The organism is Micromonospora sp. PTRAS2 (genome assembly GCF_054052245.1).
Genome location: NZ_JBSWBU010000005.1, coordinates 352,362 through 371,975, shown reverse-complemented (window position 1 = coordinate 371,975; position 19,614 = coordinate 352,362). Strand labels below are relative to the sequence as shown.

Genomic DNA, 19,614 nt, shown 5'->3' with positions numbered 1-19,614 from the left:
CCTCATCCCGCCTCGGCCTGCCGGCCCGTACCGTCGTCGAGCACCACCTCGACCCCGGCACGCACCGGACCGTCCGGCGCGCCGGCGGCCGGCGGCACGGCGCGGCCCGCCGCCCCGCTGGCGGCCGGTGGCAACGGGGTGCGACCCGCCGCCGCCAGTGCGGCGGGGAGCACCCGGTCGACGTACTCGCAGAGCACGTGGGTGGAGACCAGGTGCAGCTCCTGGACGACCTGGCTGTCGGGGGAGGCGATGGCCAGGGTCTCGTGGCAGGCGTCGGCGAGGGGGTTGGGGGTGGGGCCGGTGAACGCCCAGCAGCGCAGCCCGGCGTCGCGGCCGGCGTGGGCGGCGGCGACGAGGTTGACGCTGGCCCCGCTGGTCGACATGAGCAGCAGGATGTCGTCGGGCCGGCCGTGGGCGCGGACCTGCCGGGCGAAGACCTCGTCGTAGCCGTAGTCGTTGCCGATGGCGGTGAGCGCGCTGGTCTCGGCGTGCAGGGCGATGGCCGACAGCGGCTCGCGGTCGTCGCGCAGCTTGCCGACGAGTTCGGCGGTGAGGTGCTGCGCCTCGGCGGCGCTGCCGCCGTTGCCGGCCACCAGCAGCCGGCCGCCGGCGGCCAGCCGGTGCGTTAGCTCCCCGCCCCAGCGGGCCAGCAGCTCCTCCGAGCGCCGGTAGGGCAGCAGCGCGGCGGCCAGGGCGGCCAGGTGCGCGTCGAGCACCGACGCGGCGGCGGGGCCGGCCGGGCCGGCGGAGCCGGTGGTGGGCCGGGCCGGGCGGGCGGCGGCCATCAGGCGACCACCCGGGTGGGCCGACGCACGGCGGCCACCGCGCCGTACACCTCCGCCAGCCGCTGGGCGGTGGCCGCCCAGGAGTAGCTGCGCCGGGCCCGGTCGCGGGCCGCCCCGGCGTACGCGAACCGGCGGATCCGGTCGTCGAGCAGACCCCGGATCGCGGCGCCCAGCGCGCGCGGGTCCCGGGCCGGCACCAGGTCACCGGTGACCCCGTCGAGGACGGTGTCGGTCAGCCCGCCGACGGCCGTGCCGACCACGGGCACGCCGCAGGCCATGGCCTCCAGCGGGGTCAGCCCGAACGGCTCGTACCAGGGGGCGGCGACCAGCACGTCGGCGGAGCGGTACCAGCGGCCCATCTCCTCCCGGGGCACCGCCCCGACCAGGCGCACCCGGTCGGCGACGCCGCACTCGCGGGCCAGGGCCCGCAGCCGCCGGGCGTGCGGGTCGGTCTCCAGCAGCCCCTCGGGCGGGCCGCCCACCACCACGCACTCGGCGTCCGGCACCAGGGGCATCGCGCGGATCACGTCCTGGAAGCCCTTGCGTTCCACCAGCCGGCCGACGGTGAGGACGCGGGCCCGGCCCGGGTCCCGCCCGACGGCCGGGCCGAGCGGGGCGAACGTGGCGAGGTTGACCCCGGACGGGACCACGCTGATCCGGTCGCGGGGCACCCCGAGGCGGACCAGCTCGTTCACCTCGTCCTGGCACTGGGCCACGACCCGGTCGACGGCCCGGCCCAGTTCCCGCTCGTCGCGGATCCGGCCGGGCGGGCTGGTGTCCTGGGCGCCCTGGTGCCGCCGCTTCACGGTGCCGAGGGCGTGGTACGTCTGCACCACCGGCACGCCGGTGCGCCGGCCGGCGGCCAGCGCGGCCAGTCCGCTCATCCAGAAGTGGGCGTGGATCACCTCCGGCGTCCAGTCCCCGCCCCGCCACCGCTGGGCCAGCCAGCGGCCGAACGCCGGCATGTGCGGCAGCAGCGCGTCCTTGGCCATCGGCTCCGCCGGGCCGGCCGGCACGTGCACCACGTCGTACCCGTCGGGGGCGCGGACCGTCACCGGCAGGTCCACCGCGTCGCGGCGGGTGTAGACCCGCACGTCGTGACCGGCGGCGGCGAGCGCGGCGGAGAGCTCCGCGACATGCGTGTTCTGGCCGCCGGCGTCCTCGCCGCCGAGGACGGCGAGCGGGCTGGCGTGCTCCGAGATCATCGCGATGCGCATACTTCCTCCTCCAGCAGCCGGTCCCAGTCGGCGAGGAAACGCTCCAGCCCGTAGCGGTCCCGGGCGGCCTTGCGCGCCGCCGCGCCCGCCCGGGCGGCGGCCTCGGGGTCGTCGAGGAACCGGCGGGCGGCCCCCAGCAGGTCGTCGACGCGGGTGGAGAGCGCGCCGGCCTCGGGCGGGACGGCCACCACGGCCTCGGTGGTGGCGAGCGCGACGACCGGCATGCCGATGGTCATGGCCTCGATCAGGCTGAGCCCGAGGGAGGTCCACCGGCACAGGTGCAGGTACGCCCGCCGCCGGCCCAGCTCGGCGTGCATCCGCTCCTGCGGCACGTCGTCGTGGCTGGCGACCCGGTCGGCGGGCAGCCCGAGCCGGTCGGCCAGCCCGGTCACCCCCATGCCGAAGACGTCGAGGGGGGCCAGCTCGGCGAAGCGGGGCAGCAGGTCGGTGCCGGTGACCCGCCAGCGGCGTACCGGCTCGTTGATGACGACGGCGAGCCGGTCGAGTTCGCCGGTCCACTCGACGGCCGGGGCGACGACGCCGTGCTCGACGACGGCGGTGCGGGTGGCCCCGTTGTCCCAGAACAGTTCGTTGAACCCGGTGACGTGGGTGAGCAGCAGGTCGTCGCGGTCGGCCATCGGGTGGCGGGTGTCGGGCACGTCGCCCTTGGGGGTGTTGTGCTCGACGTAGATCGCCGGCACGTCCCGGCCGACCCGCCGGCCCAGCCAGTCGCAGGCCAGGTCGAACTCCTCGGGGCGCTGCAGGACGACCAGGTCGACGTCGGCCCGGCGCAGCTCCCCGGGGGTGACCTCGACGGCGTTGTCGGGCCACGGGTAGGTGCGGGCCCGGCCGAGGCCGTAGGGGCCCCGGTCGGGGGTGACGGGCACCAGGTAGCGGTGCCTGCCGTGCACGAAGGACGTGGTCCAGGAGCCGTGCACGTGCCAGACCAGGATGTTCATCGGCCGCTCCCGCCGCCGCCGGCCGGCACGGCCACCCGGTCCGCCGGGCCGGCCGCCGCACGGCCCGATCCGCCCGGTCCGTCGGACGCGCCGTGGTCGCCGGCCGGGCCGGCGGGCGTGCCGGCGTGCACGCCGAGCAGGCGCAACGCGTCGAGGACCGCGCCGGGGTCGATCCCGGCCAGGCAGGGGTGCCCGGGGACGGGGCAGGTGGCGGCACGGGTGTCGCGGCAGGCGGCCCCGGCGTCGCCGAGGCGCACGGTGGGCACCCGGTACGGCCCCCACTGCCCGTACGGGACGGTCGGGGCGAACAGGCTGACCACGGGCACGTCGAGCGCGGCGGCCAGGTGGGCGGGGCCGGTGTTGCCGACGACGAGCGCGGACGCGCCGGCGATGATCCCGGCGAGTTCGGCCAGGCCGGTGCGCCCGCCGAGGTCGACGCCGCCGGCGGCGGCCACCCGGGCGGTGAGTTCGCGTTCGCCGGGTCCCCCGGTGACCACGACCCGGTGGCCCGCCCCGGCGAGCGCGCGGACGATCCGGGCGGCCAGTTCGGGCGGGCAGGCCCGGGCGGTGGCCGTCGAGCCGGGGTGCAGCACGACGTACCCGGGCCGGTCGAGTCGCGGCGGCGGGGCCGGCACCGCGTCGCGGCGCAGGCGCAGCCGGGGCTGGTCGTCGCCGGGCAGGGCGTGGCCGGCGGCGGCGGCCAGCGACAGCGCCCGCTCCGGCTCGGGCACCCCCGCCGGCACCCGGTGGCGCACGTCGAGGAGGCTGCCCGGGTAGTCGTCGCTGATCGCGGCGATCCGGGGCACGCCGGCCAGGCGCAGCAGCAGCGCCAGCGGCAACGGCGACTGGTGGAAGCTCGTGAAGATCACCGCCTCGTCGGCGCCCACGGCCGCGAGGCGCCGCACCAGCTGGCGGGTCCGGTCCGGGTCCACGGGGCCCGGGTCCGGGTCGATCCACTCCAGGGGCCACTCGACGATCTCGTCGATGCCGGGCAGCAGCTCCGCCGCCGCCCGGCCGCGCGGCCCGCACAGCAGCACCACCCGCCGCGCGTGGGCGGCCACCGCCCGGATGCCCGGCCCGGTGACCAGCACGTCGCCGGCGGAGTCGCTGCGCACCACCAGCACGGTGCCCGCCGCGCGGGGCGGGCCAGGGGCCACGGCGGCCTGCCGGCGCAGGATCTCGTCGACCGCCGCCGGCAGGGTGGGGCGTACGCACGGGGCGGCCGCCACCTCCTCGGGCCGGGTGACCGGCGTCGGCACCAGCACCCCGTGCGCCCCGGCGGCCAGCGCGGCGGCCATGTCCCGCCCGATGTCCCCCACCACCACGCAGCGCTGCGGCGTCGTGCCCAGCCGCGCCGCCGCCGCGTGGACGAGGCCCGGGGCGGGCTTGCGGCAGTCGCACCCGGCGTCATCGTCGTGCGGGCAGACGTGCCAGGAGTCGAAGGGGCCCAGCAGCTCCTCGATGCGGGCGTGCACCCGGTCCAGCTGCCCCTCGGTGAAGCAGCCCCGGGCCAGCCCGGACTGGTTGGTCACCACGGCCAGCCGCAGGCCCGCGGCGCGCAGCCGGTCCAGAGCCTCCCGCGCGCCCGGCAGCGGGCGCACCTTGTCGGGGTCGCCGTTGTACGGCACGTCCTCCACCAGCGTGCCGTCGCGGTCCAGCAGCACCGCGTCGAACAGGACACCGCCGGACCCGCCCCGGCCAGGACCCGGGTCGACCCGGGCTGACCTGCGCTGATCCGGCTCCATCTGGTCCCGTCGCACGGGCGGCGGGTTCCCTGCGCCCCGGGGAGTAAACGTCGCCGGCGGCGCGGTGCCCGCCGCCGGGGGTGCGGCGACACCCGCCGCCCCGCCACTCCTCCGGTGCCGCGATACCCGCCGCCGCCGAGAAGCTAACCCGCCCGGCTCGTTAGGGGCCGCCGGGAGCGGGGTACGGGGGCGAAGTGGCGATTGTGGAGAAAGTGATCCAGGCACCCCCGCAGCAGGTGTTCGACGTGCTCGCCGACGGCTGGACGTACAGCGACTGGGTGGTGGGCACGGTGCACGTGCGCGACGTGGACGACGCCTGGCCCCGCGTCGGCACGCGGCTGCACCACAAGGCCGGGCCGTGGCCGTTCTCCCTCCAGGACGCCTCGACCGTGCTGGCCTGCGAGCCGCCGCACCGGCTGGTGCTGAAGGCGGGGCTGTGGCCGGCGGGCGAGGCGACCGTGGTCTTCACCCTGGAACCCGTCGGCGACGGTGCGACGCGGGTGCGCATCGGCGAGGACTTCGCCGCCGGCCCGCTGCGCTGGGTCCGCACCAAGCTCAACGACCTGGTGCTGCACCAGCGCAACAAGGAGACGCTGCGCCGGCTGTCCGACATCGCGACCCGGCAGAAGGCGGACCGGTGACGCGCCGGCCCGGCCCGCCGGCCCGGTTCCGGCGCGTCACCCGGCTCCCCGCCCTGCGCACGGCGTGTCGCACGCGCCGGACGGGGAGCCATTACGACATGGAACGGGCAACTGGCTACCCTCTCAGGTAAACCTGTCGGCAAACCGAGGATGTCCGTCATGATCGAACCCGTGCAGTTGCCCGCCCCCTGGCGGGACGCACGCCTGACCGTCGTGGTTCCCACCTACAACGAGGCGGGGAACCTCCCGGTCCTGGTCGAACGGCTCCTCGCGCTGCCGCTGCCGGGCCTGAAGGTGCTGGTCGCCGACGACAACTCCCCGGACGGGACGGGCGAGGTGGCCGACAAGCTGGCCATCGAGCACCCCGACCGGGTCCAGGTCGTGCACCGCGCCGGCAAGGAGGGCCTCGGCCGGGCGTACGTCGACGGGATCGGCCGGGCCCTCGACGGCGGCGCCGAATACGTGGCGCAGATGGACGCGGACCTGTCGCACCCGCCGGAGGCGCTGCCCGGCATGCTCGGCGCGCTGCTGTCCACGCAGGCGGGTGTCGTCATCGGTTCCCGGTACGTGCCGGGCGGGCAGCTCGACGAGGCGTGGCCGCTCTACCGTCGCGCGCTCAGCGGCTGGGCCAACCTGTACGTGCACACGCTGCTGCGGGTGCGCATCCGCGACCTCACGGCGGGCTTCAAGATCTGGCGGGCCGACGCGCTGCGCGACATCGGGCTGGAGCGGGTGCAGTCCAACGGCTACAGCTTCCAGGTGGAGATGCACTACCTGGCCACGAAGCTGGGGCACACGATCCTGGAGGTGCCGATCCGGTTCGAGGAGCGCCGCGAGGGCGCCTCGAAGATGACCACCGCCACCAAGATCGAGAGCGCGCTGATGCCGTTCAAGCTGCGCACCCGGCACCGCAACATCGAGGGCTGACGCGCCGGGGGGCGCTCAGCGGTAGACCGCCCGGTGCGCCGCGCCGATCACGCCCGCGTACAGGCCGCCGGTGAACGCCCGGTCGCGGGCCAGCGCGGCCCGGGCGGCGTTCGCGCCCGGCGCGCCGTGCACCCCGCCGCCCGGGTGCGCGGAGGCGCTGGCCAGATACAACCGGTCCACCGGGGTGTCCGCGCGGCCCAGGCCGGGGATCGGCCGCAGGAAGAGCTGCTGGTACGCCGCCGCGGTGCCGCCGCCCAGCGCCCCGCCGACCAGGCTCGGGTCGCCCCGCTCCAGGTCGGCCGGGCCGGCGACGTGCCGGCCGAGGATGCGGGCGCGGAACCCCGGGGCGGCGGCCTCCAGCACGTCCTCCATCCGCGCGACGTGCGCGGCGACGTCCTCGGCCCGCCAGTCGCGCCGGAACGGCAGGTGGGTGTACGCCCACAGCGACTCGGTGCCGGGCGGGGAGTGGCTCGGGTCGGCGACGCTCATCTGCCCCACCAGCAGGAACGGTTCGCGGGGCACCTGGCCCCGGGCCAGCTCGGCGGAGTACGTCGTCAGCCCGTCGAGGTCCGCGCCGAGGTGCACGGTGCCGGCCCCGGCCACCGCCGGGTTGGTCCACGGCACCGGCCCGGACAGCGCCCAGTCGACCTTCAGCGTGGAGCCGTCCCAGCGGAAGTGCGCCAGGTCCTCCACGAGCCGGGGCGGCAGCGCCGCCGCGCCGACCAGGTCGAGGTAGAGGGCGGGGGCGGGGACGTCGGCGAGGACGGCCCGCCGGGCCCGCCAGGCCCGGCCGTCGACGGTGCGTACCCCCATCGCCCGGCCCCGGGCGGTGAGCACCCGGTCGACGCGCGCGTCGTGGACGATCCGGCCGCCGCGCGCGGTGAGCCGGTCGACCAGCGCGTCGGTGATCCGCTGCGCCCCGCCGACGGGCACCGGCCAGCCGACCTGCTGCCCGAGCATGGCCAGCAGCCAGCCGTAGACGCCGGAGCCGGCCTCCTCCGGTGACAGGTCGGTGTGCAGGGCGCAGCCGGCCAGCAGCAGCGTGCCGCCCTCGCCGTCGAACAGCTCCGCGCCGAGCTTGCGCACGGGCACGACGAGCCGGCGGGCCAGCCGCAGCGCCCCGCCGACCCGCAGCCGGCGCAGCAGGCCGACGCCGCCGCGCACCGGCGGGAAGGGGGTGGTGATGGTCGCCAGCATCGGCCCGGCCACGTCGAGCCAGTCGGCGTACGCGTGCCGCCAGCGCTCCCCGTCGGCGGGCGCGAACGCGGCCAGCGAGGCGGCGGTGGCGTCGAGGTCCCGGTTGAGCACGGCCGCCCGCCCGTCGGGCAGCAGGTGGGCCAGCACGTCGGGGGCGTGGGTCCAGCGCAGCCCGTGCCGGTCGAGGTCGAGGCCGGCGAGCACCGGGGAGGCGTACCCGAGGGGGTAGAAGGAGCTGTAGAGGTCACTCAGGTAGCCGGGGACGGTCACCTCGGCGGAGCGCACCGCCCCGCCGGGCGCGCCGGTCGCCTCGAGCACCAGCACGTCCCAGCCGGCGTCGGCCAGCAGGTTGGCGGCCACCAGGCCGTTGTGGCCCGCGCCGACGACGACCGCGTCGGCGCTCTCCGGGCCGGTCGGCCCGCCGGACGCGGCGGCGGTGGGGATGCCGGTCGAGGTCATCCGACCCGCCTACCCGGGGCCACTCGCGGCGAAACGCGTTTGCCGCGCCGGGGCCGGGGGATGCACCGCCGCATGTACACGGTTGCGCAGCTCATCGGTGGGGTGTGGGGTGCCGGCGGCGCGGGGGGCGAGCTGGTCGTCCACGATCCGGCCGACGGCCGCCCGGTCAGCACGGTGCCGGTGGCGACGGCGGACGAGGTCGGCAAGGCGGTGGAGGCCGCGCGGGGCGTCGCGCCCGGGTGGGCGGCGACGGACCCGGCGGAGCGGGCCGCCGCGCTGCACCGGGCCGCCGACGCGGTGCAGGCCGCGGCGCAGGAGCTGGCGGCGGCGGTGACGGCGGAGATGGGCAAGCCCGTCGCGGACGCCCGGGGCGGCGTCGAGGCGGGCGTCGGCACCCTGCGACAGTACGCCGAGCTGGCCCCGGTGCGGGGCGGGCGCACGCTGCTCGGCGGCGCGGAGTCGATCGACTTCATGGCGCCGCAGCCGCGCGGCGTGGTCGCGGCGATCACGCCGTGGAACGACCCGGTGGCGGTCTCCTGCGGGCTGCTCGGCGCGGCCCTGGTGACCGGCAACGCGGTGCTGTACAAGCCGAGCGAGCGCACCCCGGCGACGGGGTGGCTGCTGGCCCGCGCGCTGGACGAGGTCCTGCCGCCGGGGGTGTTGTCGCTGCTCACCGGCGGCGCGGAGGTCGGCGCGGCGCTGGCCGGCGGCGACGTGGACGTGGTGGCACACGTGGGCGCGACGGCCACCGGCCGCCAGATCGCCGCGGCGGCGGCCCGCACCGGGGCGAAGGTGCTGCTGGAGAACGGTGGCAGCGACCCGCTCGTCGTCGACGCCGGGGTCGACCCGGTCTGGGCGGCGGAGCAGGCGGCGCTGGGAGCGTTCGCCAACGCGGGGCAGATCTGCGTGGCGGTGGAGCGGATCTACGTGCACCGGGACGTGGCGGAGGACTTCGTCGACGCGCTGGTGCGGCGGGCCGGGGCGCTGCGGGTCGGGCCGGGGCGGGACCCGGCCACGGAGCTGGGGCCGCTGGTCGACCGGCGGCACCGCGACCACGTGCACGGGCAGGTGACGGCGGCGGTGGCCGGCGGGGCGCGGCTGCGCGCCGGCGGGGTGCTGCCGGACGGGCCGGGGGCGTTCTACCCGGCGACGGTGGTCGTCGACTGCCGGCACGAGATGACGCTGGTGCGCGAGGAGACGTTCGGCCCGGTCGCCCCGGTGGTGGTGGTCGACTCGTTCAGCGAGGCGCTGCGGTGCGCGGCCGACTCGCCGTACGGGTTGGCGGCGACGGTGCTCACCGGCTCGATGAGTCACGCCCAGCGGGCCTGGCGGGAGCTGCCGGTCGGCACCGTGAAGGTCAACGCCGTGTTCGGCGGCGCGCCGGGCGGGGCGGCGCAGCCGCGTCGGGGCAGCGGCCAGGGCTTCGGCTACGGCCCGGAGCTGCTGGACGAGTTCACCGCCACGAAGGCCGTGCACATCGAGGCGCCGGGCGGCGGCCACTGGTGAGCGTACGGCGTGGGGCCCGGGACCGTGCGGCCCCGGGCCCCGCGCTGTCGTGGCCGGTCAGCGGCCCCCGCGCGCCTTGCGGGTGGCGTTGTTGTTCGCCTTCTCGATGGCCTTGACCAGTTCCGGCTTCGTCATCCGGGACCGGCCGGGCACGTCCAGCTTGCGGGCCACCGCCATCAGGTGGTCCTTGGTGGCGTTGGCGTCGACGCCGCCCGCCGTGGGGGCGCGTCGCGCCGGCCCGCCGCCGGCGGCCTGCTGGTCGCTGGGCCCCTTGCGGCCCTTCGGCTCCCAGTGGTCGCCGACCTTCTCGAACTCGTGCTTGACGGCGGCGAAGGCGGTGCGGTGCGCCCGCTCCCCCTCGCCGTACGTCTCCACCGCCGAGTCGTGCGTCTTCTCCCAGGTGCGCTGCGCCTTCTCCGGGGAGCGCCGCAGCGTGCTGGGCAGTACCTCGCGCCCGGGCATGTCGTCCTCCTCCGCGTCGACTGCTTCCCGATTGACCGTTCCCCCCGGCCGCCTGGGCAAACCGCCGGCCCGCGCGGCGGAGCGCCCCGCCCCGTGTCGGGTTTGTCGATTTCCGGCGCTGGGTACGGGCGGGGCCAGGCGAGCGCCGGGTGCCGGTCACCCCGCCGCCCGGGACGCAGGGGGCGGTCATGGCAGCGACGACGGAACCGGACACGGCGGTCCTCGACGACGGGCGGGCACGGCGGCCCCGCCGGGTACGCCAGCTCAGCTGGCCCACCTGGCGGGGGGTGCTGGTGCGCAGCGGCCGGAACTTCGTCAAGGACAACTGCGCGGACTGGGCCGCCGCGCTCACCTACTACGGGGTGCTCGCCCTGTTCCCGTCGACGATCGTGGTGGTCGCCCTGGTCGGGCTGGTCTCCGACGGCGAGCGGACGGTCGACACGGTGATCGACCTGGCCCGGGACGTCGGGGCCGGGTCGGTGGTCGGCAACGAGGGGTTCGTGAGCGTGGTGCGGGGCGTGGTCGACCAGAGCGGCGGCGCGAAGACGCTGCTCAGCTTCGGTCTGCTCGGCGCGCTGTGGTCGGCGTCGGGGTTCATCGGCGCGTTCACCCGGGCGTCCAACGCCATCTACGGGGTGCAGGAGGGGCGGCCGGTGTGGAAGCTGCGCCCGTTGCAGATCGGGCTGGCCGCCGTGACCATGCTGCTGCTGGCCGTGGTGGCCACCGGGCTCATCGTCAGCGGCCCGGTCGCCGACGCGGTGGGCGACCTGCTGGGCGCGGGCGGGCTGGCCCGCACGGTGTGGGGCGTGGCGAAGTGGCCGGTGCTGGCCATGGTGATGATGGTGCTGCTGTCGCTGCTGTTCTGGATCGCCCCGAACGTGCGCCAGCCCCGGTTCCGCTGGCTCACCCCGGGCGGCGCGGTCGCCCTGGTCTCCTGGGCGCTGGCCTCGTTCGGTTTCGGCCTGTACGTGGCGAACTTCGGCTCGTACGACGTGACGTACGGCAGCCTCGGCGCGGTGATCGCGTTCCTGGTCTGGCTCTACCTGTCCAACTCGGCGCTGATGCTGGGCGTGCAGATCAACGCCGAGCTGCAGCGGGGCCGGGCGTTGCAGGCCGGCGAGCCGGACCCGGAGGAGCCGGTGCTGCCGCCGCGCAGCCCTGCCGGTCCGTGACGGCCGGCGCCCCGCCGACCGGTGCCGGGTCACGTCGGCCGGGCGGCCGTGTCGGTTTACCGGCCTCCGCCCCGGGTAGCGCAGAAGGCATGGAACGTGGCAGCAGCAAGCACAGCCCGAGGGTCGACGAGCAGATGAGCCAGGAGGTCAGCGGCCTGGTCCAGGGCCCCGGCACCGGCGGCTCGCGGGTGGACGAGTTCCGCCAGCCCGAGCCGGCCGGCGAGGACCAGCCGGAGGCCACCACGGCCCCGGCGGGCGAGCTGCGCACCGGTTCCCCGCAGGGGATGAGCTCCACCGACGTGGAGCAGCGCAGCCGGCTCGGACGGTTCATCACGATGACCGCCCTGCCCGGCGACCGGGAGGCGCTCGTCGCCAACGCGCGCGACAACGACGCGCCGGAGGACCTGGTCGCCGCCCTGGAGGGGCTGCCGCCGGGCACCCGCTACCAGACGGTGTCCGAGGTGTGGGCCGCCCTCGGCCACAGGAACGAGACGACGCGTTGGTGAGGGGGACCGTCCCCCGGCCCGCCCCGCACCCGCGCACTGAGGAGGATTGCTGATGAGTGGCGTCACCGAGCACGTGGACGTGTCCGTCCCGATCCGGACCGCGTACGACCAGTGGACGCAGTTCGAGGAGTTCCCGCACTTCATGGAGGGGGTGCAGGAGGTCCGGCAGCTCAACGACACGAAGACCCACTGGACGGTGGAGATCGCCGGGGTCAAGCGCGAGTTCGACGCCGAGATCACCGAGCAGCTGCCCGACGAGCGGGTGGCCTGGCGTTCCACCGGCGGCACCCAGCAGGCCGGGGTGGTGACCTTCCACCGCCTCGACGAGGCCAACACGCGGGTGACCCTCCAGTTGGAGTTCGAGCCGCACGGCGTGGTGGAGCAGGCCGGCGACAAGCTCGGCGTCGTCGACCGCCGGGCCAAGGGCGACCTGGAACGGTTCAAGCAGTTCATCGAGCGGCGCGGTCAGGAGACCGGCGCCTGGCGCGGCAGCGTCGACCGTCCCCAGCCCTGACCTTTCCCCCGCACGAGCTGACCTTGGCCGCCGGCATCCGGCGGCCATCGTCGCGCCCGGGGCCGTTTGCGATCACCGGCCCCGGGTACCGCGAAGGGCATGACGGACAACGACAGCCACGTGTGGCGCGACGAGCAGCGGCTCCCGTTGGAGGAGCTGGACCGGGCGCTGGCCCGGTCGACCCTCGACGGGCAGGCCGACGACGTGACCGGCAACGACGCCGGGGAGGAGGCCGCGTTCGGGCACGGCCCGGAGGCGGTGGACCGGGGCGCGTCGCCGGCCGGCCGGGAGCGGGAGCGCACCGACGCGGAGCGGGCGTACCGGCCGTCGACCACGGGACGGACCGGCCCCGACACGATGTGACGGCCGCCCGCCGCCCCGCCGGTGGCGGTCAGGGCCGGCGGGACGCGACGGCGTGCAGGGTGGTCAGGGCCGCGGCGAGGACCACCAGCGCCGGCCCGAGGGCTTCGACCGAGGTGTACGCGACCAGCGCGCCGATGCCGCTGGGCACCAGCGCCCCGCCCAGCCCGGCCGCCGCGATCTGCACGCCGATGGTGCGGTCGGCGTGCGCGGCGCCGACCCGTTCGGCGGTGCCCAGGGTGAGCAGCGGGAACACGGGCGCGGCGGCGAAGCCCAGCACCAGCAGGCCGGCCACGGCCACCCAGGCCGGCGCGGGCAGGGCGATCAGCACCGCGCCGGCGACCATGCCGAGCAGGCTGGCGCGCAGCACCCGCCCGGTGCCGAGGCGCTCGGCGACGAAGCCCTGCACCACCCGCCCCAGGAACAGGCTCCCCCAATACCCGGAGACGCAGACGCCGGCCACCCCGGCGGCCAGCCCCCGCCCCTCGGTGAGCAGCAGGAACGCCCACAGGCCGGCGGCGATCTCGATGGCGACGTACACGGCGAACGCGAGGGAGCCCAGCCAGACGGCCGGCAGGCGCAGCGTGTCGCGTACCCGGACGGGGTCGGTGGTGGGCAGCGGGGCCGGGCCGGCGGCGGACGGGGCCGGGGCGGACCGGTCGGCCCAGGCCCGCACGGTGAGGGCGAAGGCGGTGCCGAGGGCGAGCTGGGCGGCGGCGACGATGCCGTAGCCCCAGCGCCAGGAGAGGCCGGCGCTGAGCACGGCGGTCATGATCAGTGGGCCGATGGCGACGCCGAGGCCGAAGAAGGCGTGCATCCAGTTCATGTGACGGGGGCCGAACGCGTTGGCCGCGTACGCGTTGAGCCCGGAGTCGATCGCCCCCGAGCCGAGCCCGAGCAGCAGCGCGCAGCCGGTCGTGACGGCGAGCCCCGGGCTGGACGCGTACCCGGTGAGCGCGAGGCTGGCCAGCAGGGTGCTGCCGGCGAGCAGCCGGCCGACGCCGAGCCGGGCCAGGGAGAAGCCGGCCAGCACGCTGGCGGTGAGGTATCCGGTGGTCCCGGCGGTCAGCATCAGGCCGACGGCCTCGGTGGGCACGTCGAAGTCCGCCCGCATGGACGGCCAGCCGACGCCGAGCAGTCCGTCGGGCAGGCCGAGGCTGACGAAGGCGAGGTAGGCGAGCAGGAGCAGGGCGGGACGGGGCGACGCGGGGGTGGACACGGTCGACCATCCTGCCTCACCCCGGCGGAGGCGACCAACGACTTCCCGCGCCTCCCCCGAAACGCCAAAAAGTGCGGTACGTCCGGCCGGAAACCCGGACAGGTCATCCAGAATCGTCCGATCGGGTGACGGCGATCCCGGCGCGTCGCGCAAGACTTTCCGAATGCAACAGGGCTCCGGCTTCCTCACCGTTCGTCAGCGTCGCCTCGCCTGGCTCGGCTTCCTCCTCGCCGCCGTCCAGGCGCCGGTCGCCGCCAAGTTCGCCACCGACGACTCGTGGCTGTTCAGCCTCTGCGTCGCCCTGATGGTCGCCACAGTGATCATCGCCGACGACGCCTCCCGGCGTCGCCCGGCGAACGCGCGCTCCTCCGACTAGCGCGGCGGCGACGCGCTGGCCCGCTCGCCGGACCACCAGGTCGGTCACCGAAGGTGACGGCGGCGGCAGCAACACCGCGGACCGGTCGGCACCTCACGCTGGGTCACACCCAATCCAGCCTGCGCCACCAGTGCTCCGCCCTTTGCTCTGCACCCACCCACGCAACACCCGGGACTAGCTGGGGATGTCCGAAACCCCGCCGGGCGAGGGCCGCCGCGTGCGGTTGCGCTGAGTAAACCGTTGCGTATCCGGGTGCAGAGCAAAGGGGTTCACCGGGCCGTGGCGACCCCACCCTTGGGGACAACGCAGGGTGACGGCTCGGCGGGCGTACACGAGCGCAGGCCGCAGGCGGACGGCCCGCTGCCGCGCGCCGGGCCGGGCCGGGCCGGACCCCGCGCCGGCCCCCGCCGGGCGAGCGCCGCCGCCGGGCCCGGGGTCCGTCGCCGGCCCGGTGTCACTCGCCGGCCGGGCGCGCCTCGTGGCCGGGGCGGCCCCGGGTGCGCCGCCGCTCCTTCATCTCCGCCTCGTACAGGTGCCGCCGGCCGGCGACCAGCTCGTCGCGGGCCTGCCGGTCGAGGTCCCGGAACAACGCGTAGTAGCCGTCGTCGAAGTCCTCGACGATCTGGAAGGTCCACCGGCCCGCGATCACGTTGCGCCCGAGCAGGTCGGTGGCGATCCGGTCGGCGATCGCGTCGTGCCCGGCGGCGCGGAACTTCTCGACGGCGTCGTCGAGCATCAGGTCCGCGTGGCCGACGAGCTGGTGCAGCGTGTAGAGGTGCCCGCGCGCCCGCTCGACGGTCTCCAGCGCCTCGCTGAGCTTGCCGAGCGCCTCGACGGTGTCGTCGCCGACCCCGGCGGGGCGGCGGTGCCGCTCGTCGGGCTGGTCCTGCTGTCCCATTGCGTCCCTCCACGGTGCCGGTCGCGCCGGTGTCGACCCGTTCTCCCTTCTGCCCCGCGCCGGCCGGGTCAATCCCGGCGGCCGGGGTGTCGGCCGACCGGTGGAGGACCCGGGACCGGCCGAGCGGCGGAGGCGCGCGTGGTTACCGGCCGGTTAGCCTCGGTCCTCATGCGTGTGCCGTCGAACCGGGCCCCGGGCCGCTCCGCCGTGGACTCCGCCAGCTCAGCCCTCGCCGTGCTGACGGTCTCGATCGGCACCGCCGGGCTCGCCGCCGCCGCCACGTGCCCAGGGCTGCTGGCCGAGGTCGACCAGCACGCCGCCGCCGTCCGGGACGCCCTGGGCGGCGACCGCCGGCCGCTGACCCCCGCCGCACTCGCCGGCTACGCCGAGGGCGTCCGCGACGCGGCGCGCGAGCACGGCTGGCAGCCGCCCACCCGCTCGACGGACTTCGCCGAAGCCGACTGGCTGCTCACCCGCCTGCTCGCGGTCTGCGCCCTGGCCCGTTCCCTGGACGCCCGACCGGCCCCGCTGCCGACGCTCTGACCACACCCGGGACGCGGGCCGCAGCCGAGAACGGAGGGGACCCGTACGGGCCCCCTCCGTCTCGTGCCACCCCCGGTCAGCTACCCGGGCGGCCGAACTGCTGGGTCTCGTCGCCCGGCATGTTGCCGGAGCGGTACGTCCCCTGCCCCCCGCGGGCGCCGGTCATCGACCCCTCGGGCATGGCCCGGGCGCGCTCGGCGCCCCGGTCGGCCATCCGCCGCTCGACGTCGCCCCGGCCGGTGGCCTGCGCCTGGCGGTGCTCCCGCAGCGCCCGGGACTCCTCGGCGGCCCGGTCGAGCCACCCCTCCCAGCGGTTCTGCATCGGCCGCACCAGGCCGCCGCCGACGCCGACGATCAGGATGCCGGCCACCGTGGCGAGCACCGCGATCAGCACCGGCGTGGTGACCGTGGTGGCGATGCCCACCTGGTTGAGCGCGGCGATGACACCGAGCGCCAGGATGAAGATCGCCGTCACGTCGGCCAGCACCCGGCCGTAGGACAGGCCGCCCAGGAAGCCGGTGACCAGGTCCCGCACCGCGTTGGCGATCGCGGCGGCCACCACCACGATGACGATGGCGATGAACGCCCGGGGCAGCCACGAGACCACGCCCCGGATCAGGTCGCTGATCGCGTTCGGCCCCCACACTCCGAAGGCGAACTGCAGGGTGAACAGCAGCACGGCGTAGTACGCCAGTTTCGCCAGGATGTCGCTGGCGTCGTACTTGGTGCGTTCCAGCGCGCGCCGGATCCCACCCCGTTCGACCGCACGGTCGAACCCCACCCGTTCCAGTGCCGCGTCCACGATCTTGAGGACCGCTTTGGCGATGAGCCACCCCACCACGAGGATCACGATGAACGCGATCGCCCTCGGGACGAAGAGCAGCACCGACCTCCACATATCGGTCAGGGCCGTACCGATGTCTACCTGCCCGACCGCGAGGGTTTTCTGCATGGTGTCCCTCCTGTCGCATGGACTTCGGCGCGCGCATACCCGCCTCGGTGCGCCGCACGCCGCGCGACGCGTACCGAATTTCCCGACATCGCCACCCAGAGCGGCCCTGACCTGCGCTGACGGGCATCGGCTTCCGGCCCCGGGCGGCCGCTCGACGCGGGTCGGCCCCGCGATCGGGCCGTGGGCGGGGCGCTCCGGCTAGGCTGCGGACATGCCAGGCACGGTCGGGCGAGTCCCCACGCCAGCAACGCCCGCCGCGGAGGCGTCCGCCTCCGACGCCGCGGGCGTCGTCACCGGCCGCTCCCGGGCCGCGACGACTGCCGGCCCGCCCCAGCACTGGGACCCGTTGGTACGCGGCGCGGCCGAGCTGATCCTCGCCTCGCCGGTGCCGATGGCGCTGGCCCTCGGCGAGGACCTCCTGCTGTTCTACAACGACGCGTACGCGACGCTCATCGGCGACCGCCACCCCGGCGCGGCGGGCCGGCCGGCCGGCGAGGTCTTCGCCGACGTGTGGGGCGAGCCGGGTGTCGGCGACGCGTTCGAGCGCGCCTACCGGCAGGGCGAGTCGTCGCTGGAGCGGGAGGCGGTGCTCCCGTTCGACCGGCAGCACCCCGACGCCCGGGGGCAGGCGGTGTTCACCCGGGGCCACTCCCCGGTGCGCGACAGCGCGGGGCGGATCGTCGGGGTGTTGACCGTGACCGCCGAGACCAGCCAGGTCACCGAGCAGTTGCAGAGCCTCAGCGACGTGGCCGCCGCGCTGGCCGGCACGCTCACCCTGGACGACGTGGCCCGGGTTGCCCTGCGTTACCTGCTCACCGCGTTCGACACCGACCGGGTCACCTTCGGCGTCGACGACGGGGCGGGGTGGCGGACGGTGCGGCGGGTCCGCGGCGAGCTGCTGGACGAGGCCGACGAGCGGCTGCCCCCGCTGTGGCGGCGCTCGTCGGCCGACTCCACCGGGCCGCTGATCGTCGCCGCGCGCAGCGGGGTCGCCCAGTTCGTCTCCGACGGGCAGCCGCTGCGGGACATCGCGGTGGACCGGCACGACCAGAAGGTGCGGGCGCTGGCCGCCCAGCCGTTGCGCACGTCGGCGCTGCGCGGCGGGCTCACCGTCGGATACCACGCGGCGCGCGCCTGGTCGGCCGCCGAGCGGGCCCTGCTGGCCGCCTCGGCCGAGCTGATCGGCCAGGCCGCCGAGCGCGCCCGCCGGTTCGAGACCCAGCACGGCACCGCCCAGCTGCTGCAACGCAGCATGCTGCCGGAGCACCTGCCGGACCTGCCCCGGCTGCGGATCGCCGCCCGCTACGACGCCGGTGTCGACGGCAACGCCGCCGGTGGCGACTTCTACGACGCGTTCCTGCTGCCCAGCGGCGAGCTGGGCGTCGTCCTCGGCGACGTGGCGGGACACGACGTGCAGGCGGCGGCCCGGATGGGCCAGGTCCGGGCGGCGCTGCGCGCGCTGGCCCTGACCGACCCCCGGCCCGACGCCGTGCTCGCCGGGCTGGACCGCCTCGTGGGCAGCCTCGGCGCCGAGACGGGCAGCCAGGAGCTGTTCGTCACCGTGGTGTTCGGGGTGGTCGACGCGCAACGGGAGCGGCTCACGCTGGCCAGCGCCGGGCACCCCGCGCCGCTGGTGCGCCGGGGCGGGCCCGGCGGGGAGCCCGTGGCGGAATACCTGGACGTGCCGCCCGGCGCCCCGCTCGGGCTGGGCTGCGCCCCGTGCACCACCACGGTCCGCTTCGCCCCCGGCGACACCCTGCTGCTGTTCAGCGACGGCGTGGTCGAGCGGCGGCGGCAGAGCCTCGTCGCGGGGCTGGACAGCCTGGCCGCCGCCGTGGCGGGGGCGGCCAGCGGCGATCCCCGGGCGCTGTGCGCGGTGGCGACGGCGGCCGTCGCCGGGGCCACGGAGGACGACGTGGCGGTGCTGGCCGTGGAGCACGCGCTGATCCCCAGCCGTTCGGCGAGCATGGAGGTGCCGGCGGAGCCGACCGCGCCGAGCCGGGTGCGGCACTGGATGACCGCCCAGCTCACCGACTGGCAGGTGCCCGAGGCGGTGGTCGGCGCCGCGGTGCTGTGCACCAGCGAGCTGACGACCAACGCGCTGCTGCACGCCGGCACCGCCGCCCGCGTCGAGATCGACCTCAGCCCGGAGCGGCTGTTGGTGTCGGTGGCCGACTCGGGCACCCGGGGCACCGTGACCCGGGCCCGCACCGACACGTTGAGCAGCCGGGGCCGGGGCCTCGGCCTGATCGAGCAGCTCAGCGACGCCTGGGGCACCGACCCGACGGTCCGTGGCTCGACGGTCTGGTTCGAGATCCTCATCCCGGCCGGGCAACGGGACGTCCCGGCCGGGTAGGGCGGGCCCCGACCGGGTAGGAGGGCACGCATGGCCACCGACAATCAGCGCGGCGTCCTCTTCGACGTCGACGGCACCCTGGTCGACACCACCTATCTGCACACGGTGAGCTGGTGGGAGGCGCTGCGGCAGGCCGACCAGCCGGTGCCGATGGCGACCATCCACCGCGCCATCGGGATGGGCTCCGACAAGCTCCTGGACCACCTGCTCGGCCCGGAACGGGACCGCGCCGCCGACGGGAAGCTGCGCGACGCCCACGACAGCCTCTACGGCGAGTACTGGGAGCGGCTGGTCCCGCTGCCCAGCGCCGCCGACCTGGTGCGCGCCTGCGCCGCCCGGGGGCTGCGGGTGGTGCTCGCCACCTCGGCCGCCGCGCACGAGGTGGGGGCGCTGCGCCGGGCGCTGGACGCCGACGACGCGATCACCACGGTCACCTGCGCGGCGGACGCCGAGCAGAGCAAGCCCGCGCCGGACATCCTGGTGGCCGCGTTGGAGCAGTCCGGCCTCGACGCGTCCCGGGTGGTCTTCGTCGGCGACTCGGTCTGGGACGTCGCCGCCGCCGGCAAGCTGGACATCCCGTGCGTGGGGCTGACCTGCGGCGGGACCAGCCGGGGCGAGCTGGCCGGGGCGGGCGCGGTGGCCGTCTACGACGACCCGGCCGCCCTGCTGGAGGCCCTGGCGGACTCCCCGCTCGCGGCACCGCGCTGACCGCCGCGAGCGGGGAGCGCGGCACCGCGCGGGGCTGACCCCCGGGGGTGCCCAGCGGTCAGCCCTGGCGCGGCGCGGCGCATCGATTGCGGCGGGCACGCTTACGGCGGCC

19 protein-coding genes and 1 pseudogene are annotated in these 19,614 nt (G+C 76.4%); 11 read left to right on the top strand and 9 right to left on the bottom strand.

What is annotated here, in order from left to right; translation table 11 throughout:
- Window positions 1-2 precede the first annotated feature (2 nt).
- From ACVMYR_RS19485 to ACVMYR_RS19470, 4 genes and pseudogenes are all read right to left on the bottom strand, one after another.
- Window positions 3-785, bottom strand: a complete 783-nt coding sequence (locus tag ACVMYR_RS19485; protein WP_457122364.1) for a D-sedoheptulose-7-phosphate isomerase — start codon at window positions 783-785, stop codon at window positions 3-5.
- Window positions 785-2,002, bottom strand: a complete 1,218-nt coding sequence (locus ACVMYR_RS19480; RefSeq protein WP_091279988.1) for a glycosyltransferase — start codon at window positions 2,000-2,002, stop codon at window positions 785-787. Before ACVMYR_RS19480 ends, ACVMYR_RS19485 begins: the two co-directional genes overlap by 1 nt.
- A complete protein-coding gene (locus ACVMYR_RS19475) occupies window positions 1,987-2,961 on the bottom strand; it encodes a glycosyltransferase (protein ID WP_396788275.1) in 975 nt (324 codons plus the stop codon). The genes ACVMYR_RS19480 and ACVMYR_RS19475 overlap by 16 nt, the downstream gene beginning before the upstream one ends.
- 113 nt (window positions 2,962-3,074) lie before the next feature.
- Window positions 3,075-4,706 (bottom strand): annotated as a pseudogene (locus tag ACVMYR_RS19470) (HAD-IIIA family hydrolase); the annotation flags it as partial.
- A 203-nt stretch (window positions 4,707-4,909) separates the two neighbouring features.
- Here ACVMYR_RS19470 and ACVMYR_RS19465 point away from each other — a divergent pair.
- Together ACVMYR_RS19465 and ACVMYR_RS19460 are read left to right on the top strand one after the other, a co-directional pair.
- Complete coding sequence (locus ACVMYR_RS19465) at window positions 4,910-5,347, top strand: SRPBCC family protein (RefSeq protein WP_308291143.1); 438 nt, start codon at window positions 4,910-4,912, stop codon at window positions 5,345-5,347.
- A gap of 159 nt (window positions 5,348-5,506) precedes the next feature.
- Window positions 5,507-6,274 carry a polyprenol monophosphomannose synthase gene (locus ACVMYR_RS19460; RefSeq protein ID WP_077937215.1) on the top strand — a complete coding sequence of 256 codons (768 nt, stop codon included), beginning with the start codon at window positions 5,507-5,509 and terminating at the stop codon, window positions 6,272-6,274.
- Between the two features lie 15 nt (window positions 6,275-6,289).
- Here ACVMYR_RS19460 and ACVMYR_RS19455 read toward each other — a convergent pair whose 3' ends face one another.
- On the bottom strand, window positions 6,290-7,930 hold the full coding sequence (locus ACVMYR_RS19455; protein ID WP_396788273.1) for a phytoene desaturase family protein: 1,641 nt from the start codon (window positions 7,928-7,930) through the stop codon (window positions 6,290-6,292).
- A gap of 72 nt (window positions 7,931-8,002) precedes the next feature.
- On the opposite strand from ACVMYR_RS19455, the gene ACVMYR_RS19450 reads away from it, so the two are divergent.
- Complete coding sequence (locus ACVMYR_RS19450; protein WP_396788272.1) at window positions 8,003-9,436, top strand: aldehyde dehydrogenase family protein; 1,434 nt, start codon at window positions 8,003-8,005, stop codon at window positions 9,434-9,436.
- Between the two features lie 57 nt (window positions 9,437-9,493).
- On the opposite strand, the gene ACVMYR_RS19445 is transcribed toward ACVMYR_RS19450, so the two are convergent.
- A complete protein-coding gene (locus ACVMYR_RS19445) occupies window positions 9,494-9,898 on the bottom strand; it encodes a ChaB family protein (protein WP_043962878.1) in 405 nt (134 codons plus the stop codon).
- 188 nt (window positions 9,899-10,086) lie between these two features.
- Between ACVMYR_RS19445 and ACVMYR_RS19440 the strand changes: the two genes are divergently transcribed.
- From ACVMYR_RS19440 to ACVMYR_RS19425, 4 genes are all read left to right on the top strand, one after another.
- Window positions 10,087-11,070: a YihY/virulence factor BrkB family protein gene (locus ACVMYR_RS19440; protein ID WP_077937222.1), complete on the top strand. Its 984-nt coding sequence runs from the start codon at window positions 10,087-10,089 to the stop codon at window positions 11,068-11,070.
- 89 nt (window positions 11,071-11,159) lie between these two features.
- A complete protein-coding gene (locus tag ACVMYR_RS19435) occupies window positions 11,160-11,576 on the top strand; it encodes a DUF2795 domain-containing protein (protein ID WP_091280002.1) in 417 nt (138 codons plus the stop codon).
- A 52-nt stretch (window positions 11,577-11,628) separates the two neighbouring features.
- Window positions 11,629-12,090 carry an SRPBCC family protein gene (locus tag ACVMYR_RS19430; protein ID WP_077937211.1) on the top strand — a complete coding sequence of 154 codons (462 nt, stop codon included), beginning with the start codon at window positions 11,629-11,631 and terminating at the stop codon, window positions 12,088-12,090.
- 99 nt (window positions 12,091-12,189) lie between these two features.
- On the top strand, window positions 12,190-12,453 hold the full coding sequence (locus ACVMYR_RS19425) for a hypothetical protein (RefSeq protein WP_043962875.1): 264 nt from the start codon (window positions 12,190-12,192) through the stop codon (window positions 12,451-12,453).
- 28 nt (window positions 12,454-12,481) lie between these two features.
- Here the strand turns inward: ACVMYR_RS19425 and ACVMYR_RS19420 are convergent, their stop codons facing one another.
- Window positions 12,482-13,669 carry an MFS transporter gene (locus tag ACVMYR_RS19420; RefSeq protein ID WP_457122363.1) on the bottom strand — a complete coding sequence of 396 codons (1,188 nt, stop codon included), beginning with the start codon at window positions 13,667-13,669 and terminating at the stop codon, window positions 12,482-12,484.
- Window positions 13,670-13,832: 163 nt separating this feature from the next.
- On the opposite strand from ACVMYR_RS19420, the gene ACVMYR_RS19415 reads away from it, so the two are divergent.
- Window positions 13,833-14,045: a hypothetical protein gene (locus tag ACVMYR_RS19415; protein ID WP_043962874.1), complete on the top strand. Its 213-nt coding sequence runs from the start codon at window positions 13,833-13,835 to the stop codon at window positions 14,043-14,045.
- A gap of 454 nt (window positions 14,046-14,499) precedes the next feature.
- Here the strand turns inward: ACVMYR_RS19415 and ACVMYR_RS19410 are convergent, their stop codons facing one another.
- Window positions 14,500-14,943 carry a hypothetical protein gene (locus ACVMYR_RS19410; protein WP_077937209.1) on the bottom strand — a complete coding sequence of 148 codons (444 nt, stop codon included), beginning with the start codon at window positions 14,941-14,943 and terminating at the stop codon, window positions 14,500-14,502.
- Between the two features lie 168 nt (window positions 14,944-15,111).
- On the opposite strand from ACVMYR_RS19410, the gene ACVMYR_RS19405 reads away from it, so the two are divergent.
- Window positions 15,112-15,486, top strand: coding sequence for a DUF6401 family natural product biosynthesis protein (locus ACVMYR_RS19405; RefSeq protein ID WP_077937208.1), 375 nt, complete (start codon window positions 15,112-15,114; stop codon window positions 15,484-15,486).
- A 76-nt stretch (window positions 15,487-15,562) separates the two neighbouring features.
- Here ACVMYR_RS19405 and ACVMYR_RS19400 read toward each other — a convergent pair whose 3' ends face one another.
- Window positions 15,563-16,438: a mechanosensitive ion channel family protein gene (locus ACVMYR_RS19400; RefSeq protein ID WP_396788270.1), complete on the bottom strand. Its 876-nt coding sequence runs from the start codon at window positions 16,436-16,438 to the stop codon at window positions 15,563-15,565.
- Between the two features lie 211 nt (window positions 16,439-16,649).
- On the opposite strand from ACVMYR_RS19400, the gene ACVMYR_RS19395 reads away from it, so the two are divergent.
- Together ACVMYR_RS19395 and ACVMYR_RS19390 are read left to right on the top strand one after the other, a co-directional pair.
- Window positions 16,650-18,794: an ATP-binding SpoIIE family protein phosphatase gene (locus ACVMYR_RS19395; RefSeq protein WP_457122362.1), complete on the top strand. Its 2,145-nt coding sequence runs from the start codon at window positions 16,650-16,652 to the stop codon at window positions 18,792-18,794.
- A gap of 30 nt (window positions 18,795-18,824) precedes the next feature.
- Window positions 18,825-19,502, top strand: a complete 678-nt coding sequence (locus tag ACVMYR_RS19390; RefSeq protein ID WP_431897363.1) for an HAD family hydrolase — start codon at window positions 18,825-18,827, stop codon at window positions 19,500-19,502.
- Window positions 19,503-19,614 lie beyond the last annotated feature (112 nt).